An 18,949-nucleotide genomic window follows, 5' to 3' on the forward strand; every position below is an offset into this window, starting at 1 on the left:
GCAAAATCTGAGCCTGTGCTGATAACAGCCTCAGGGCCATAGTGCTCATGCCTGATCGAGGCCTGATGAGCACCGAGCCATGAACACTAGAATCCCTTTCACAGAGATCGCCGACGCCCCAGCCAGCTCACGACAGCGAAGCGCCGACAAGGGTATCCACACCCGCAGCTTCACCGGGCTTTACCGCACCCTGCGTATCGGCTTTGCCGGCGCACTGTTCGTGCTGTTTTTCGGCACGGCCTGGCTGAACTGGAATGGCCGCCAAGCCGTCCTGTGGGATTTGGCCGAGAGCAAATTCCACATTTTTGGCGCCACATTCTGGCCACAGGACTTCATCCTGTTGTCAGCGCTGCTGATTATCTGCGCCTTCGGCCTGTTCGCCATCACGGTGTATGCCGGCCGCGTGTGGTGCGGCTACAGCTGCCCGCAGAGCACCTGGACCTGGCTGTTCATGTGGTGCGAAAAGGTTACTGAGGGCGACCGCAACCAGCGCATAAAGCTTGCCGCCGCGCCCTGGAGCCTGAACAAACTGGCGCGCCGCACGCTGAAGCACAGCCTGTGGCTGGCTATCGGTGTAGCCACCGGGCTGACCTTCGTCGGCTACTTCACGCCAATCCGCCCATTGGCCGCAGAACTGTTCACTTTGCAACTGGGCGGCGTGGCACTGTTCTGGGTGCTGTTCTTTACCGCAGCGACCTACATCAACGCAGGCCTGCTGCGCGAAGCGGTGTGCCTGCACATGTGCCCATATGCGCGCTTCCAGGCCGTGATGTTCGACAAGGACACCCTGGCGGTCGCCTACGACCCGCGCCGTGGTGAAGCCCGTGGGCCGCGCAAGAAAGGCAGTGACGTAGGCGCCCAAGGCCTGGGTGACTGCGTCGACTGCACGCTGTGCGTGCAAGTGTGCCCCACCGGCATCGATATTCGCGATGGCTTGCAAATGGCCTGCATCGGATGCGCAGCGTGCATAGACGCCTGCGACGGTGTGATGGACAAGATGGGTTACGCCCGCGGCTTGATCGGTTACAAGTCCGAACACAGTCTGCAAGGCGGCACCACCCACTGGCTGCGCCCGCGCCTGCTGGGCTACGTCGCAGCGCTCGCGGTGATGATCGCAGCGCTGGTGGTGGCCTTGCAGATGCGCCCGATGGTTTCGCTGGACGTCATCAAGGACCGTGGCCTGTTCCGTGAAAATGCCCAGGGCCAGATCGAGAACATCTACCTGCTCAAGGTCATCAACAAGACCGAGCGCACCCAGCACTATGCGCTGCGCCTGCTGGACGCTGACGGTTTCACCTTGCAGGGCAATACCACATTGGTGATCCCGGCTGGCGAAATGAGCGAGCTGCCGGTATCCGTGGCGATGCTGGCCGAGCGCCCGGCCAGCAGCTCGCAAACATTGAGCTTCGAAATCAGCGAGCGCGACGACCCCGCCATCCGCAGTGTGGCGCAAAGCCGCTTCGTCGCACCGATGAACCGCTGATCCCTTACACTGACGCCACCTTGCCTGCCAGGCTTCGACAGAAGGCCAGAATGAAACGCTACGAACGCTTTGCCGACGACATTGCCGAACTGATCCGCTCCGGGGTACTGGGCCCGGGCCAACGCGTGCCTTCGGTACGCTACGCCAGCCAGACCCACGGGGTCAGCCCGTCCACGGTGTTCCAGGCTTATTACCTGCTGGAGCGGCGCGGGCTGATCCGTGCCCGGCCGCGCTCAGGCTATTTCGTCAACGCCCACGCACCGCGCCAGTTCAGCGAGCCGCAAGCGCTGCAGCCGGTCAGCGAGTCCACTGACGTTGACGTCAGCGCACTGGTGTTCTCGATACTCGACTCGATCAAGGACCCCAACACCATACCGTTCGGCTCAGCCTTCCCCAGCCCCGAACTGTTCCCGCTGCAGCGCCTGTCGCGCTCACTGGCCAGCGCCAGCCGCAGCATGGACCCGCGCATGGTGGTGACCGACCTGTCGCCCGGCAACCCGCAGCTGCGCCGGCAAATTGCCCTGCGCTACATGGTCGGTGGGCTGATGCTGCCAATGGAAGAGCTGCTGATCACCAACGGTGCACTGGAAGCCTTGAACCTGTGCCTGCAGGCCGTTACCCAGCCGGGCGACCTGGTAGCCATCGAGGCCCCCGCCTTCTATGCCTGCCTGCAAGTGCTGGAGCGGCTCAAACTCAAGGCTGTGGAAATCCCCGTGCACCCGCGCGAAGGCATGGACCTGGGGGCACTGGCGCAGACGCTGGAAAAGCACCCGGTAAAAGCCGTCTGGTGCATGACCAACTTCCAGAACCCGGTAGGCGCGAGCATGCCGGAGGCAAAGAAGCAGGCGCTGGTGGAACTGCTGGCGCGGCACCAGGTGCCGTTGATCGAAGACGACGTGTACGCCGAGCTGTACTACTCGCAGCAGGCGCCCAAGCCGGCCAAGGCCTTCGACACCCAGGGCCTGGTGATGCATTGCGGCTCGTTCGCCAAAAGCCTGGCCCCCGGTTACCGCATCGGCTGGGTGGCGGCCGGTCGCTTCGCGCAGAAGATCGAACGGCTGAAACTGATGACCTCGCTGTGCGCCTCGATGCCGGCCCAGGCAGCGATAGCCGACTACCTGCAGCACGGCGGCTACGACCGCCACCTGCGCAAACTGCGCTACGCCCTGGAAGGCCAGCAGGCCAACATGCTGGCGGCCATCTCCCGCCACTTCCCGGCGCAGACGCGGGTCAGCCAGCCCTCAGGAGGCTACTTCCTGTGGCTGGAACTGCCCGAGCAGATGGACGCCCTCAAGCTGTTCCACATGGCCCTGGCACAAGGCATCAGCATCGCCCCGGGGCCGATCTTTTCGCCCACCCGCCGCTTCGGCAACTGCATCCGTCTTAACTATGGCAGCCCCTGGCATGACGGTGCCGAACGGGCCATGGAAACGCTCGGGCGGATCATTCGCTCGTTCTGAAGGAAAGCTATCGAAGGCCAGCTATAGTTGTCGGACTCGCAGGCAGGATAGCCAGCATGCCCCAAGACAACACCCCAGCTTGCATAGAGCAACTACAACAAAAACTACTCGAACTGGAGACGCAGAATGCCGAGCTGCGCCTCAAGGCGGCCTGTTATGAGGTCATGACTGGCCACATGCATCAAGGTTTCTGCGTGCTCGAAATGCTCGAGAACAGTGACGGAGAGCTGTACGACTACCGTTACATCCTTGCCAACGACGCCTCTATGCAGCACACCGCCCACCCCAAGCAGTTGGGCCAGACGGCACGTGAAACGATCCCGGACGAAATTGGAACCTGGCTTCCGCGGTTTGCCGAAGTGGCGCGCTCAGGGCAGCCCCTGCAGTTCGAAGCGCGGCTGGCGGTGACCGACCGCTGGCTAAAGCTGTCGGTGTATCCCCTGGAGCCCGCCAGCCAGAAACGAGTAGCGGTAGTCTTTACCGGGGTGCCGGCCGAACAGGTAACCCTCGATAACCTGCAAGCACTTAACCAGGAACTGTCGAACAGGGTCGACAAGGAGCAAGCCAACAGCAAGCTGCTTGGCGAGCTGGTCGACCACAGCCTGGCCAATGTGTTTGCTGCGGACCGCAGCTTCAGGCTGCTGGCGATCAACCGCACCGCACAGGAAACGTTCAAGCGCCTGCGCGGTTTCGTACCCAAGGTCGGCGACTACATTCCGCAATTCCTGTCAGGCCAGCAGGACATCAAGCGTCAGCTTGACCCCTTATGGCCACGCGTACTGGCGGGCGAGGCATTCGTCCAGACAATCGCCCTTGGGAACTCACAAGCATTGCGCCACTACGAAATCCGCTACAACCCCTTGCGTGATGCTCAGCAGCAAATCCAGGGGGGTTACCTGTTTGCATACGACATCACAGAACGCGTCGCAGAGCACGAGCGGCTGCGAGAGATCGAAAACGCTTTGCGCCAATCCCAGAAGATGGAAGCCATCGGCCAGCTGACCGGGGGGATAGCGCATGATTTCAACAATCTGCTGGGTAGCATCCTCGCCGCCCTGGAAGTGGCCACCGAACGCCAGGCACAACAGCGCTACCCGGAAGCTACACGGCTACTTGCCATCGCCCGACAGGACTCCAAGCGTGCTGCCTCTATGGTTCAACGCCTGCTGGCATTCGCACGCCAGCAAATCCTGATTCCGCAAACTACAGATGTGCATCAACTGGTGGCCGGTATGCACGATCTGATCAAGCGCTCGCTGCATGAAGACATCCACTTCGTTGACCAGACACTGGCCGGCCAATGGCTGATAGCGATCGACCCTCCGCAACTGGAAAGTGCTTTGCTCAACCTGTGCATCAACGCCCGCGATGCCATGCCGCTGGGTGGCGAATTAGCTATCTGTTGCGCGAACACCCCATTGAATCAGGCACAGGCCCGGGTACTGGACCTCCCTGCGGGTGACTACTTGCAGATTCGTATCAGCGATAATGGCATTGGCATGACCGCCGACACGGCTCAACGCGCGCTGGAGCCATTCTTCACTACCAAACCATTGGGTCAGGGCTCAGGCCTTGGGTTGTCGATCGTCTACGGCTTCATCCGCCAGTCCGGCGGGCAGTTGCAGATCAATAGTGCGCCTGGGCATGGCACGCGTATTGACCTTTATCTCCCCAGGAAAAGCGCGGCAATAGTAACTCCGCCTGAGCGCCATCAACCCACGCCTGCCAAAACGGAATGCACACCTCGCCTGATCATGCTCATGGAGGACCAGGTAAACCTGCGCCTGGTGATCGAAGAAGTGCTGCAAGAACTCGGGCACGATGTGCGCACGTTCGTCGATGGACGCAGCGCACTGGCTGCCTGCCAAGAGGGCTTGCGGCCTGACCTGCTGGTGACCGATATCGAGCTGCCAGGCGACATCGACGGCCGGCAATTGGCCGCAGCGCTTCCCGAGGAGGTGCCAGTGCTCTACATCACCGGCTACAGCGAAGACCAGGCAGATGTCAAACCATCAAAGCACTCTAGCGTGCTGTGCAAGCCATTCAGCCTGGCGCTGCTCAGCGAGCAAATCGAAAACCTGCTGGCAAACCTGCATCCGCCGCGATGAACAGCTGTACGTTCAAGGGCCAGCCACAGTACAGTCTGTCTGATACTTTTCTGGAATGTCGCCATGCACCACCGCGACCTGTCCGGCCTGCGCCGGGAAATCGAGGCCTTGCGTCAGCATAACGCGCAGCTGGAAGCACAGCTTCGGCAACAGCAGGATCAAGACCACAGCGTCTACCGCTTTCTGTTCGACACGATGGACGAGGGGTTCTGCATCATCGAATTCTTCGATGGCCCGCATGGGCCTCTGAGTGACTATATACACGTCATGGCCAACGCGGCCTACGCCAAGCACGCCGGCATCCCCGACGTGGTCGGGCAGAAACTGCGCGAGATGGTGCCCGATGAGGCCGATGACTGGGTGGCCCGCTATGGCGCTGTACTTCGCACGGGCGAACCGCTGCACTTCGAGCAGGAACTGGTCGCCACCGGCCATGTGCTGTCAGTGACTACTTTCCGCGTAGAGCCTGCTGAGAAACGCCAGGTAGCGGTGTTGTTCAAGGATGTCACCGAACGCCGGCGTGCAGAGCAGGCCCTGCAGCGCCTTAACGAACAGCTGGAACAGCGGGTGAATGCCGCACTGGCCGAACGACGCTTGTTTGCCGAATTGGTCGATCACAGCGTGGTCAATGTGCATGTGATAGACAAGAATCTGCGCTGGCTGGCTGTCAACCGCCAGGCCAGGCATGACTTCCACCTGCTGTACGGGAGAACACCGGAAATCGGCGACTACCTGCCCGGGTTGTTCGAAGATGGAAGCGCTGGCCAGACGCCTATCCTGCCAATGTGGCAGCGCGCCCTGGCAGGCGAGCAGTTCATCGAGATTGGCATCTTCGGCAAGCCCCCCATGCTGCGCCACTACGAATTGCGCTTCAACGCGTTGCACGACCAAAAAGGCGAGATTCTAGGCGCGTTTCTGTTCGCTTATGACATCAGTGACCGGGTACAAGAGCAGGAACGCCTGGCCAAGGCCGAAGAAGCACTGCGCCAGGCACAGAAGATGGAAGCCGTAGGCCAGCTCAGTGGCGGCATCGCCCATGACTTCAACAATTTGCTGGGCAGCATCCTTGGCGCCCAGGAGCTGATGCGCCAACGCCTGGACCAGTCACGCTTCGACGCCCTGGAGCCCTTGCTGAAGCTGTCCAGCGGCTCGGCGCAGCGGGCCTCTTCACTGGTGCACCGGCTGCTGGCATTCTCTCGCCAGCAGACTCTGCAACCCTGCTCCACGCAGGTGACCACGTTGGTGGCCGGTATGGAAGAGCTTCTGCGCCGCACGATTGGCCCGGCCATTACCCTGAGCAGCCGCTTCGCCAGCCCGCTGTGGCCTACCTTCATTGATCCGCCCCAACTGGAAAGCGCCCTGCTCAACATCTGCATCAACGCTCGCGATGCCATGCCCGCAGGTGGGGTGATCGACATCATTGGCGACAACCTGCTGCTTGACGACGAGCAGGCCCTGGCTTTGCAACTGCCAGCCGGCGAGTATGTGCGGCTGAGCATCGTCGACAACGGTAAAGGCATGTCGGCTGAAGTGGCGGAGCGCGCAGTCGACCCGTTCTTCACCACCAAGCCGATGGGCCAGGGCAGCGGCCTGGGTCTGTCCATGACCTACGGCTTCGTGCGTCAGTCGGGTGGGCAATTACGCGTGCTGTCGGTGCTTGGCGAGGGCACCCGCATCGAGCTGCTGCTACCCCGACACCCCGAGCAGCCCCAGGCGCCAGCCGAAAAACTGCAGCACCCGCCTTTGCAAGCAAGCAGCGCGGCTGCACGGCGCATTCTGTTGATTGAAGACCAGACCGCCTTGCGCTTGGTGGTCGGCGAAGTGCTGGAAGAGCTGGGCTATCTGGTGGACGCCTTCGAGAATGGTCCGACCGCCCTCGCCCACCTGCAAAGCGGCGAACGGCCAGACCTGCTGCTGAGCGATATCGGACTGCCGGGTGGCCTGAATGGCCGCCAGGTGGCCGAACGCTGCCGTGAGCGCTACCCAGACCTCAAGGTGCTGTTCATCACCGGCTACGATGAGAGCGCCGCGCTCAGCGACGGCCAGCTGTTGCACGGTACGTTGGTGCTGACCAAGCCGTTCGAGCTCGAAGTACTCGCCGAGCGGGTACGCGAGCTGCTGGAGGATTGACGGGCGCGTTCAGCGCCCGCCGCTCAGGTCGATGAAACTGCCGGTGGAGTAGGAGGCTTTGTCCGAGAGCAGCCAGAGGATGGCTTCGGCCACTTCCTCGGGGCGTCCGCCGCGCCCCATGGGCAAACCCGGCTCAAGCTTGCTGACCCGGTCGGGGTCGCCGGACAAGGCATGGAACCCTGTGTGGATGTAACCTGGGCGTACGCCATTGACCCGCACGCCCTCGCCTGCCACTTCTTTGGCCAGGCCGATGGTGAAGGTGTCGAGCGCGCCCTTGGAGGCGGCATAGTCGACATATTCGTTGGGCGAGCCCAGGCGCGCAGCCATCGATGACACGTTGACAATGGCCCCGCCCTGCCCGCCATGCCGGTGTGCCATGCGCAGCAAAGCGTGCTTGGCGCAGAGCATGGGGCCGACGACGTTGGTTTTCATGATCTTCAGCAGGCGGAACTCAGACATGGCCTCAACGCGGCTCTGCTGGCCGATGGTGCCGGCGTTGTTGACCAGTGCGGTGACCGGGCCGAGCTCTTCGTCGACGCGCTGAAACAGGTGGATGATCTCATCCTCGACGCTGACGTCGGCCCGCACGGCGATAGCCTCGGCGCCCAGGGCGCGGACCTGGCCGAGGAGGGTTTCGGCGGCCTGGTCGTCGGCGTGGTAGTTGATGCAGATGCGGTAGCCCTGGCGGGCCGCCAACAGCGCCGTGGCGGCACCGATACCGCGGCTGCCGCCGGTGATGACGATGACGTTCTCCATGATTTTGCCAATCGCTTGGGGAAGGGACCGTCGACAATAGGCGAAACGGAGCAGTATGTGAATAGAGGGGCCACCCAGTGCCTGACTTGAGAGATTGGGCGTGGCGGATATCCAGCGCCGCCCGCGCGGCGCATCGCGAGCTCCGCTCGCTCCTACGTTTGCTTCGGGCCAATTATTCCTGTGGGATTTGTACGCGAACGCCTTGGCGCATAGCTCGATATCGTGCCGTACAAACAAGGCGGTCGCGCGCGACGGGTACAGGCATTACTGGCCCGAAACAAACGTAGGAGCGAGCGCAGCTCGCGATGCGCCGCGCGGGCGGCGCTCGATATCCGCCCCACCCTACATCCCGAGCCATTCACCTCGTCGCCTTAATGCCCCGCCGATGCCGGCCCGGCCTTGGCAGTGAAGGGTGGTTTGGCGAACCACACCAGCAGGATCAACCCGGCAAACACCCAGGTCATCAAGGTGAAGTAGTCCACCGTCGACATCATGTAAGCCTGCCCATTCAGTATCTGCTCCAGCTGCGCATAACTCTGCGGGCTGGCCCCACCCAACTGCTCAAGCGTATGCCGCGTCGCCGGGTCGAACTGGCTGATGTTTTCGCTGAGATAAGCATGATGCTGGTCCGCCCGGCGAATCCAGATCCAGGTCGTCAACGACGCGGCAAAGCTCCCGCCCAAGGTCCGCAGGAAGGTCGCCAGCCCCGAGCCATCGGCAATCTGGTGCGGCGGCAGGTCGGACAGCAGAATGCTCAAGGTCGGCATGAAGAACAACGCCACACCAATGCCCATGAACAGCTGCACCAAGGCCACATGCTGGAAGTCCACCTCGCTGGTGAACCCGGCACGCATGTAGCAACTGGTGCCGATCGCCAGGAACGCCAGCCCTGCCAGTACACGCAGGTCGAAGCGGTGCGCATATTTGCCCACGAACGGCGACATGATCACCGGCAGCAAGCCGATCGGTGCCACCGCCAGGCCCGCCCACGTCGCGGTATAACCCATTTGCGTCTGCAACCATTGCGGCAGGATCAGGTTGATACCGAAGAACCCTGCATAGCCCCCGACCAGCACGATGGTGCCGACACGGAAGTTGCGGTGCACGAACAGGCGCAGGTTGACTACCGGGTGGCGGTCGGTCAGTTCCCAAATCACGAAGACTGCGAGGAACACCACCGAAATCAAGCTGCCGATAATGATGAACGACGATTCGAACCAGTCCAGGTCGTTGCCTTTGTCGAGTACCACCTGCAAAGCCCCGACACCGATAATCAGCGTCAGCAAGCCGATGTAGTCCATCGGCTGGCGGCTGGTGACCACCGGCCGGGTGCGCATCTGCTGGCGCACGACGGCGGCGGCGAACAGGCCGATGGGCACGTTGATGAAAAAGATCCACGGCCAGCTGTAACTGTCGGTGATCCAGCCCCCCAGGATCGGCCCGGCAATCGGCGCCACCACCGTGACCATCGCCAGCAGTGCCAGGGCCATGCCCCGTTTTGCAGGGGGGTAGACGGCAATCAGCAAGGTCTGGGTCATCGGGTACAGCGGCCCGGCGACCACGCCCTGCAATATCCGGAAACCGACCAGCTCCGGCATCGACTGGGCGATACCGCACAGGAACGAGGCCAGCACAAACAACAGCGTGGCCCAGATGAACAGTTTCACCTCGCCAAACCGTCGGCTGAGCCAGCCCGTCAATGGCAAGGCGATGGCGTTGCTCACCGCGAACGAGGTAATCACCCAGGTGCCCTGCTCGTAACTCACCCCCAGGTTGCCGGATATGGTCGGCAGCGCCACGTTGGCAATGGTGGTGTCGAGCACCTGCATGAACGTCGCCAGCGACAACCCGATGGTGGTCAACAGCAGGCTGGGCGGCGTGAACTGGGCAGCGGCGTTGTTGCTCATCGCTGGGCCGTCTTGCCGGGTGCGCTGTTTTCGTGGATCAACCGGGCGATCAGGTTGTCAGCCTCGACCAGCTGACGGTCATACACCTGGGTGGTGTAGCTGGCCTGCTGTGGGGGCTGCTGGGCCAGGGCCGGCCCGCTCTGGTCATGCAAGTCGACTTCCACCACGGTGGACAGGCCAATACGCAGTGGGTGGTCCTTGAGCTGATCGGGGCTCAGGTGAATACGCACGGGCACGCGCTGGACGATCTTGATCCAGTTGCCAGTGGCGTTCTGTGCCGGCAGCAGCGCGAAGGCACTGCCGGTACCGGCGCCAAGGCTATCGACCGTGCCGCTGTACTTGACCTCGCTGCCGTACAGGTCGGCGGTGATCTGCACCGGCTGGCCAATACGCATGTCACGCAGCTGGGTTTCCTTGAAATTGGCGTCGATCCACACCTGGTCCAGCGGGATTACCGCCATGGTCGCAGTGCCAGGCTGCAGGCGCTGGCCCAGCTGCACGGTACGTTTGGCGACGTAGCCAGTGACAGGTGCTACCAAGGTGGTACGGGCGTGGTCGAGGTAGGCTTGGCGCAGATCGGCGGCGGCTGCCATGACCTCCGGGTGCGAGGACACCACCGTGTCGTCGACCAGCGCGCTGCTGGTGCTGAGCTGCTGACGTGCGCTGTTTACAGCGGCCAGGGCCACACTCAGGTCATCGCGAGCGTGGGACAGTTCTTCCGCAGCAATTGCACCGCTGTCAGCCAGCACCTTGCGCCGGTTGAAGTCCTGCTGGGCTTTGCGCAGTTCGGCCTGGCGGGTTTCCAGCTGGGCCTTGAGCGAGTCGACATTGCTGTACAGCCCGCGCACCTGGCGCACGCTGCGTGCCAACTTGGCTTCGGCAGACTGCAGGGCCACCTCGCTGTCGGCGGGGTCGAATTGCAGCAATACCTGGCCGGCATGAACCAGGTCGCCGTCATCGGCACCAATGCTGGTGACGGTGCCGGTGACCAGCGGGGTGATCTCCACCACGTTGCCGTTGACGTAGGCATCGTCGGTGCTTTCGTGCCAGCGCCCGACCAGGCTGTACCAGGCCCAGGTGCCGGCACCGGCAAGCATCAGCAAGAGCAGCAGGCCCAGCAGCCAGGCTTTGCGCTTGCGCGACTGCTCGGGCGCTGCGGGGGGAGTCGGGGTGTCTGCGGGAGTGGCCATGACAGTACCTTGGAGAATTCGTTACAGGGTTCAACGTTCGCCGAAACGGCGGATCGTCAATGGGTCGCCAGCAGCGAGCAGGACCTTGGCCAGCAGGCCTTCCAGGTTCTTCAGCTCTTCTGGGGCCAGCGCGCCGCACAATTCGTTCATGGCGGCAGCGCCGATTTCTGGCAAGCGGTCGGCCAGGCGCTGGCCATCAGTGGTGAGCGCCAGGCGCACCAGCCGGCGGTCCTCGGCGCAGCGGTTGCGCACAATCAGCTCCTTCTGCTCGAGCCGGTCGAGCATGCGGGTCATCGAACCGCTGTCCAGGCCCAGGTAGCGGCACAGCTCGGCCGGGGTATCCACCTGGTACTGGGTGACGATGATCAGCACCTTGAACTGCGCGGCAGTGACGCCCTCTGACTCGAGGTGCCAGTCGAGAATGCGGTCCTTCAGGATTGCCGCGCGGCCCAGCAGCATGCCGATGGCGCAGGTCTGGAAATTTTCGGGGGAGAAATGGGCCATCGAGGCTGCTCTGACAATTGTGTAGAAATATTACTGCCTAGGCAGTGAATGTCAAAGCTTTGATTAGCCAGCTATGTAAAATTTCATATTTTCGGGCTGTCACACTGCCCCCTGTAGGAGCGGCCTTGTGCCGCGATTGGCCGCAAAGCGGCCCCAAAAATCTCTGCCCTGGCACAAAACTGGGGGCCGCTTCGCGCCCCATCGCGGCACAAGGCCGCTCCCACAAGTGCTTAACGCGCCCGCAGGCCCAGCGCCTCCACGGCCCCGCAGGCAACCGCCATGCCGACCAGCTCCGCCAGGCTGGCCGCCTGCAAGCGCTTCATCACCCGCCCGCGGTACAGGTCTACGGTCTTCACGCTAACCCCCAGCCGCTGGGCAATTTCACGGTTGCTCAAGCCCTGGGCCAACGGCACGAACACGTCACGCTCACGTGGCGTCAGGCCGTCGATCCGCGCCTGCACCATGGCCAGCGCCTGGTCGCCCTGCCGCGCCCGCCCGGCGTGCTCCAGCGCAGCTTGCACGCTGTCGAGCAGCAGCTGGTCGTTATAGGGCTTTTCGATGAAATCACAGGCGCCGGCCTTGAATGCCCGCACCACAATCGGCACATCGGCATGGCCGCTGACGAAGATCACCGGCAGCGCCAGGCCGCGCTCGCGCATCGCCTGCTGCACCGCCAACCCGCCCAGCCCCGGCATACGCACATCCAGCAGCACACAGGCGGGCCCATCGTCGACACAGGCATCGAGAAACGCTTGCCCACTGGCGAACGGCAGGGCTTGCAGGCCCACCGACTGCAACAGCCAGACGGTCGAGTCGCGCATCCCCTGGTCGTCATCGACCACATACACTTTCGCTTGCACCACGCCTCCCCTTATCCCCTGCTGACTGCCAGCCGGCAGCACAGTACCAGACCGCCATTGTCACCCGCCCGCGCCCACAGGCTGCCGCCAAAGCCTTCGATCAGGCTGCGGCTCATGCTCAAACCCAGGCCCAAACCGTCAGCCTTGCTGGTAGTGAACGGCGTGAAGATGTCATCCAGGCACTCGGGCGCCACACCTGCGCCCTGGTCCGACACTTCGACCAGCACACCGTCGCCGTCGCGCACTGCGCCGAGCAGGATACGTGACGGCTGTTCGCCGTGCAGTTCGCGGTTGGCATCGATGGCATTGCGGAACAGGTTGAGCAGCACTTGCTCCAGCAACACCTGGTCGGCATACACCGAGGGCAGTTGCGCGCTCATGCGCAGTTCCACCAGCACCTGGTCACGCGCGGCTTCCCACGCACACAGCCGCATGGCTTCCCCAGCCACTTCTGCCACGTCCACCGCCTGCAGCCGCCGTGGTCCTTTGCGCAGGAAGGCGCGCAGGCGGCGAATCACTTCGGCGGCATGGGTGGCCTGCTCGCGGATGCGCTGCAGGCCCTGCCCTACCCGCTCGCGGGCCTGTGGATCACGCTCCAGGCCTTGCAGGTAACGTTGACTGGCGTTGGCATAGTTGACCACCGCAGCCAGTGGCTGATTGATCTCGTGGGCAATGCCTGAAGCCAGCTCGCCGAGGGTGGCCAACCGTGCACTGTGCGCCAGGCTTTCCTGGGCTTCAATGCGCAAGGTGATGTCGCGGGACACACTGACCACCTCCACCACCGAGCCGGTGTAGGTTTCGCGGATGGCCCGGCTGGCAATTTCAAACCAGCGATAGCCGCCAGAGGCCTGGCGCACCCGGCAGGTCATGGTGTGATAGCCATCCTGGTCCAGGGCAGCGGCCGCCTGGCGCAGCACCTGGCGGCGCTCACGCGGGTGCAACAGGGTATGCACGGCGATGCCACGCAATTGCTCGGGCCACAGGCCGAGCAGGCGAAACGCTGCCGGCGAGGCATCCAGAAAACGGCCATCCGGGCTGTGCCGGGAGATCAGGTCGGTGGTGTTTTCAATGATCAGCCGGTACAAGCGCCGGGCGCGGCTGGCTTCCCGTGCGCCTTGGCGCTCTTCGCTGGCGTCGCGACAGCGCCCGAGCACCTGCTGGCCCTGGTCATCCGGAATGAATGACCACAGCACGGTGCGCGCCCCCACTTGCACCTCGACGTCGGCAATCGCCCGATGCTGGCGCAGGCACGCACGCACCAGGGCGGCACAGTTGGCCGGCAGCCAACTGGCCAGCGCCGGGCCTTCGTCAACCCACGCTTGCAGCGCCGCATTGAGTGCCAGTGGCTTGGCGTCGGCTGCCAGCAAAAGGCTGGGTTGTGGGTCCTTGGCAAGCAAGGGGTAAGCAGTCTGGTCCATGGTAGGCGGTTCGTTGTTATAGTAGTTTTACTATATTGCTATAGTCGATATTCCTATTACCATAGCGACTCGCGTAAAACTGCGACAGAAGGAGCGGCCCACCGTCCGCCTCCCTGCACCCTGAACAGAGCTAACAATCAGCCATCGGGGGGCCAAGCGCACAAGCAGCGCCTGCCTCCCTTACAGGATTACCGCATGTCGATCTATGCCCAGGGCCTGATGCCCGCTGCCGTCAACCATGTCGCCCTCACCCCGCTCAGTTTCATCGAACGCACCGCTGCCGTGTACGGCAATTACCCCGCGGTGATCCACGGTGCCATCCGCCGCAACTGGCAAGAAACCTACCAACGCTGCAGGCGCCTGGCCAGCGCCCTTGCGGGCCGTGGCATAGGCCGTGGCGACACGGTGGCGGTGATGCTGCCCAACACCCCGGCGATGCTCGAAGCGCACTTCGGTGTGCCCATGACCGGCGCCGTGCTCAACACCCTGAACGTGCGCCTGGACGCCGAGGCCATCGCCTTCATGCTGCAGCATGGTGAAGCCAAGGTGCTGATTACCGACCGCGAGTTCCATGCGGTGATCGAAGCCGCCCTGGCGTTGCTCGAACACCCGCCCCTGGTGGTGGATGTGGATGACCCGGAGTACGGCGAAGGCCGTGCGGTCAGCGCGCTGGACTATGAAGCCCTGCTCGCCGAAGGCGACCCGCAATTCGCCTGGGAATGGCCGGATGACGAGTGGCAGGCCATTTCACTCAACTACACCTCCGGCACCACCGGCAACCCCAAGGGCGTGGTCTACCACCACCGCGGCGCCTACCTGAACGCGCTGGGCAACCAGATGACCTGGGCCATGGGCCACCGCCCGGTGTACCTGTGGACCTTGCCCATGTTCCACTGCAACGGCTGGTGCTACCCCTGGACCATCACCGCCCTGGCCGGCACCCACGTGTTCCTGCGCCGGGTCGATCCGCAGAAGATCCTGAACCTGATCCGCGAACACCGGGTCACCCACCTGTGCGGCGCCCCGATTGTGCTCAACGCCCTGGTCAACATGCCCGAGGCCGCCAAAGCCGCCATCGAGCACCCGGTACAGGCCATGGTCGCCGGCGCCGCGCCACCGGCCAAGGTCATTGGCGCCGTGGAAGAGATGGGCATCCACGTCACCCACACCTACGGCCTGACCGAAGTCTACGGCCCGGTGACCGTGTGTGCCTGGCATGACGAGTGGAACGAACTGGCGCTGGAAGAGCGTGCGCGGATCAAGTCACGTCAGGGCGTGCGCTACCCGACCCTGGACGGGTTGATGGTGGCCGACCCGCAGACACTCGAGCCGGTGGCACGCGATGGCAATACGCTTGGCGAGATCTTCATGCGCGGCAACACCGTGATGAAGGGTTACCTGAAAAACCCCGAAGCCACCGCCGAAGCGTTCCGTGGTGGCTGGTTCCACACCGGTGACCTGGCCGTGTGGCATGCCGACGGCTATGTCGAGATCAAGGACCGCCTCAAGGACATCATCATTTCCGGTGGCGAGAACATCTCCACCATTGAAGTCGAGGACGCCCTGTACAAACACCCGGCGGTGCTTGAAGCCGCCGTGGTGGCGCGCCCGGATGAAAAGTGGGGAGAAACCCCGTGCGCGTTCATTGCCCTGAAGCCAGGCCGGGAGGACACCCGCGAAGCCGACATCACCGGCTGGTGCCGCGAGCACCTGGCCGGTTTCAAGGTGCCGAAGACCGTGGTCTTTGGCGAGTTGCCCAAGACCTCGACCGGCAAGATCCAGAAGTACGTACTGCGCGACCGGGCCAAAGCCCTCTGAAGCCGTAACGGCCTCGACGTTTCCCTGCAGGAGCAGCCTTGTGCTGCGAAGAGGCCCTCACCGGCGAAGACTACCTTCAGCCATGCCGGCCCTTTCGCAGCACAAGGCTGCTCCTGCACGGGTACGGCGCAATTTTCACAGATATCGTCTTCACTTCAAGAGCCCCTGATGACTACTTACTCCGCCCCGCTGCGCGACATGCGCTTCGTCCTGCATGACGTGTTCAACGCCCCGGCCCTGTGGGCCCGCCTGCCCGCCCTGGCCGAGCGAATCGATGCCGACACCGCCGATGCGATCCTGGAAGAAGCCGCCAAAGTCACTGGCCAGCTGATCGCCCCGCTCAGCCGTAACGGCGACGAGCAAGGTGTGCGCTTCGCCGCCGGCCAGGTCACCACGCCAGACGGTTTTCGCCAAGCCTGGCAAACCTACCGCGAAGGCGGCTGGGTCGGCCTGGGCGGCAACCCGGCATTTGGCGGCATGGGCATGCCGAAAATGCTAGGGGTGCTGTTCGAAGAAATGCTCTATGCCGCCGACTGCAGCTTCAGCCTGTATTCGGCGTTGAGCGCTGGTAGCTGCCTGGCCATCGATGCCCACGCCAGCGAGACGCTCAAGGCCATTTACCTGCCGCCACTTTACGAAGGCCGCTGGGCCGGCACCATGTGCCTGACCGAGCCCCACGCGGGCACCGACCTGGGGCTGATCCGCAGCCGGGCCGAACCCCAGGCCGACGGCAGCTATCGCATCAGCGGCAACAAGATTTTCATCACCGGTGGCGAGCAGGACCTGACCGAGAACATCATCCACCTGGTACTGGCCAAGTTGCCGGATGCGCCCGCCGGCGCCAAAGGCATCTCGCTGTTCCTTGTACCGAAATACCTGATCGAGGCCGATGGCGGCCTGGGCGCGCGCAACGCCGCACACTGCGGTTCGATCGAGCACAAGATGGGCATCAAGGCTTCATCCACCTGCGTGATGAACTTCGACGATGCCAAGGGTTACCTGGTGGGCGAACCGCACAAAGGCCTGGCGGCGATGTTCACCATGATGAACTACGAGCGCCTGTCCATCGGCATCCAGGGCCTCGGTTGCGCCGAAGCGTCTTACCAGAGCGCCGCCCGTTATGCCAACGAACGCCTGCAAAGCCGTGCCGCCACCGGCCCTAAAGCGCAGGACAAGGCTGCCGACCCGATCATCCACCATGGCGATGTACGGCGCATGCTGCTGACCATGCGCACCCTCACCGAAGGTGGCCGGGCGTTTGCCGCCTACGTCGGCCAGCAACTGGACCTGGCGCGTTACGCCGAAGACGCCGGTGAACGTGAGCACGCCCAGCGCCTGGTGGCGCTGTTGACGCCAGTGGCCAAGGCCTTCTTCACCGACAACGGCCTGGAAAGCTGCGTGCTCGGCCAGCAGGTATACGGTGGCCATGGCTACATCCGCGAATGGGGGCAGGAGCAACGGGTGCGTGATGTGCGCATTGCGCAAATCTATGAAGGCACCAACGGTATCCAGGCACTCGACCTGCTGGGGCGCAAGGTGCTGGGCGACGGTGGCCAGGCGCTGGCCAGCTTTGCCGCCGAAGTACGTGCGTTCAGTGTTGATGCACCGCTGCACCGCGAGGCTTTGCAAGCGAGCCTGGCGCGACTGGAGGCCACCAGCGCCTGGCTGCAGGCGCGAGCAGGCGATGATGCCAACCTGGTCAGCGCGGTAGCGGTTGAATACCTGCAACTGTTCGGGCTGACGGCGTATGCCTATATGTGGGCGCGGATGGCGGCGGTGGCCTTGGCCAAACGTGACGAGGATGACGCGTTTCATGGTGCCAAGCTTGCGTGTGCGGCGTTCTTCTTCCAGCGCGTGCTGCCGCGTGGTCTGGGGCTGGAAGCCAGTATCAGGGCGGGCAGCAGCAGCCTTTATGGGCTGGAGCCGGCGCAGTTCTGAAGCCTGCGCATTACCCGTGGGAGCGGGCATGCCCGCGAAGCAGGCCACGCGGTGCATGGCACGGGCTTCGCCCGTGTTCGCGGGGCAAGCCCGCTCCCACAGTGATCGCGCAAGCTTTGTGATTTCGTACAACACAGTTGCCCCACAAGAGGTGCGCGATTACTTGTGGGAGCGGCCTTTTGTCGCGATGGGCTGCAAGGCAGCCCCATGGATTTCCGCCTCCCTGGCGGCACGCGAAGGGTTCTCAAACGCTGAAAAACCGTTGCAAATCCGATGAAAAACCGTCACAACTGATAGTCATTCGCCATTACGTTGGTTCTCGGGAGCCCTCTAGCAAGGGTAGAATATGCAAAATCCGGAGCCGCAATGAACCACGACCGCCTCAACACCAGCCCTGACGATGCCATCACCGACGCCGCCGCGCACTGGTGCATGCGCCTGCACGCTGAAGACTGCACGGCGGGCGAGCGCGAGGCGTTTGCCCGCTGGCTGGCGGCGGACCCGCGGCATGCCGAGGAATACCAGGCAATGCTGGAAATCTGGCAAACCGCCGACCTGTTGCCACGCAACGCCACCGTCGTCGACTTCAACCCGGCCACCCGTCTACCCGCACGCCCGCGCAATTGGCGTCCGCTGGCATCTGCTGCCGCCATCGCCCTGGCCGTGCTGCCGCTGGCCGGCTGGGTGGGCTGGGAACAAGGCTGGCTGCCCAACCACTACCAGCACTTCGAAGCCGGCGACCGCATGCAGACCATCGAGTTGAGCGACGGCAGCACGGTACAGCTCAACCTCCACACCGAGCTTACCTACCTCAACTACAAGGACCAGCGCCAGGTCACGCTCAAGCGCGGCGAGGCGTTCTTCAAGGTGCAGCACGACAGCAACCACCCGTTCATCGTGCATGCCGGCAATGGCCAGACCCGCGTCACTGGCACCCAGTTCAACGTGTGGAAGTACCAGGACCAGGTCAAGGTCACCCTGGTGGAAGGCTCGGTACTGGTATCCAGCGACGGCAACGCCGGTGGCTACCGCCTGGGCCCGGGGATGCAGGCCAGCTACCACAAGGGCGATTTCGAGCCGCAGCTGGAGCAGAGCAATGACTACAGCAACAGCCTTGCCTGGCGCAGTGGCAAGCTGGTGCTCGACAACCTGAGCCTGGAGCAAGCGCTGCCAGTGATCAACCGCTACCTCGACGCGCCGCTGCAGCTGGCCGATGCCAGCACCGGCCGCATCCGCATCAGCGGTATCTACAACACCCGCGAGGTCGCCCGCCTGGTCAACAACCTGCCCAAGGTGCTGCCGATTTACCTGACCCGCAGCAAGGACGGCAGCACCGTGCTCAACCGCATCTCACCGCCGCCCAACAAGGGCTGACAC

The 18,949-nt window shown here is 63.3% G+C and carries 13 protein-coding genes; 7 read left to right on the forward strand and 6 right to left on the reverse strand.

The features are described 5' to 3' along the window. Positions 1–79: 79 nt before the first annotated feature. The 4 genes from ccoG (at position 80) to AC07XM_RS04265 (ending at position 7,181) form a co-directional block, all read left to right on the forward strand. Entirely contained in the window at positions 80–1,483 is a 1,404-nt protein-coding gene (gene ccoG / locus AC07XM_RS04250) for a cytochrome c oxidase accessory protein CcoG (RefSeq protein ID WP_102688782.1), read from the forward strand. 50 nt (positions 1,484–1,533) lie between these two features. Further along, positions 1,534–2,943 carry a GntR family transcriptional regulator MpaR gene (gene mapR / locus AC07XM_RS04255; protein ID WP_016487409.1) on the forward strand — a complete coding sequence of 470 codons (1,410 nt, stop codon included), beginning with the start codon at positions 1,534–1,536 and terminating at the stop codon, positions 2,941–2,943. A gap of 56 nt (positions 2,944–2,999) precedes the next feature. Beyond that, a complete protein-coding gene (locus tag AC07XM_RS04260) occupies positions 3,000–5,051 on the forward strand; it encodes a PAS domain-containing sensor histidine kinase (protein ID WP_102688781.1) in 2,052 nt (683 codons plus the stop codon). 63 nt (positions 5,052–5,114) lie between these two features. Beyond that, positions 5,115–7,181: a hybrid sensor histidine kinase/response regulator gene (locus AC07XM_RS04265; RefSeq protein WP_095115173.1), complete on the forward strand. Its 2,067-nt coding sequence runs from the start codon at positions 5,115–5,117 to the stop codon at positions 7,179–7,181. Positions 7,182–7,190: 9 nt separating this feature from the next. Here the strand turns inward: AC07XM_RS04265 and AC07XM_RS04270 are convergent, their stop codons facing one another. The 6 genes from AC07XM_RS04270 to AC07XM_RS04295 form a co-directional block, all read right to left on the reverse strand. Next, positions 7,191–7,937, reverse strand: a complete 747-nt coding sequence (locus AC07XM_RS04270; protein ID WP_016487412.1) for an SDR family oxidoreductase — start codon at positions 7,935–7,937, stop codon at positions 7,191–7,193. Positions 7,938–8,308: 371 nt separating this feature from the next. Then, entirely contained in the window at positions 8,309–9,844 is a 1,536-nt protein-coding gene (locus AC07XM_RS04275; RefSeq protein WP_016487413.1) for a DHA2 family efflux MFS transporter permease subunit, read from the reverse strand. Next, positions 9,841–11,034, reverse strand: a complete 1,194-nt coding sequence (locus AC07XM_RS04280) for an HlyD family secretion protein (protein ID WP_096426163.1) — start codon at positions 11,032–11,034, stop codon at positions 9,841–9,843. The genes AC07XM_RS04275 and AC07XM_RS04280 overlap by 4 nt, the downstream gene beginning before the upstream one ends. 30 nt (positions 11,035–11,064) lie before the next feature. Further along, a complete protein-coding gene (locus AC07XM_RS04285) occupies positions 11,065–11,538 on the reverse strand; it encodes a MarR family winged helix-turn-helix transcriptional regulator (protein WP_016487415.1) in 474 nt (157 codons plus the stop codon). A gap of 230 nt (positions 11,539–11,768) precedes the next feature. After that, positions 11,769–12,401, reverse strand: coding sequence for a response regulator transcription factor (locus AC07XM_RS04290; protein ID WP_096426164.1), 633 nt, complete (start codon positions 12,399–12,401; stop codon positions 11,769–11,771). A gap of 8 nt (positions 12,402–12,409) precedes the next feature. Beyond that, entirely contained in the window at positions 12,410–13,816 is a 1,407-nt protein-coding gene (locus AC07XM_RS04295) for a sensor histidine kinase (protein ID WP_102688780.1), read from the reverse strand. Between the two features lie 195 nt (positions 13,817–14,011). Between AC07XM_RS04295 and AC07XM_RS04300 the strand changes: the two genes are divergently transcribed. From AC07XM_RS04300 to AC07XM_RS04310, 3 genes are all read left to right on the forward strand, one after another. Next, positions 14,012–15,634 carry an acyl-CoA synthetase gene (locus AC07XM_RS04300; protein WP_060518243.1) on the forward strand — a complete coding sequence of 541 codons (1,623 nt, stop codon included), beginning with the start codon at positions 14,012–14,014 and terminating at the stop codon, positions 15,632–15,634. Between the two features lie 168 nt (positions 15,635–15,802). Next, positions 15,803–17,572, forward strand: a complete 1,770-nt coding sequence (locus AC07XM_RS04305) for an acyl-CoA dehydrogenase C-terminal domain-containing protein (RefSeq protein ID WP_102688779.1) — start codon at positions 15,803–15,805, stop codon at positions 17,570–17,572. Positions 17,573–17,938: 366 nt separating this feature from the next. Then, the gene (locus tag AC07XM_RS04310) at positions 17,939–18,946 is read left to right on the forward strand and encodes a FecR family protein (RefSeq protein ID WP_016487420.1); all 1,008 of its coding nucleotides are present in this window, start codon (positions 17,939–17,941) and stop codon (positions 18,944–18,946) included. The last annotated feature ends 3 nt before the right edge of the window (positions 18,947–18,949 follow it).

Source organism: Pseudomonas sp. GW460-LB5 (assembly GCF_059423245.1).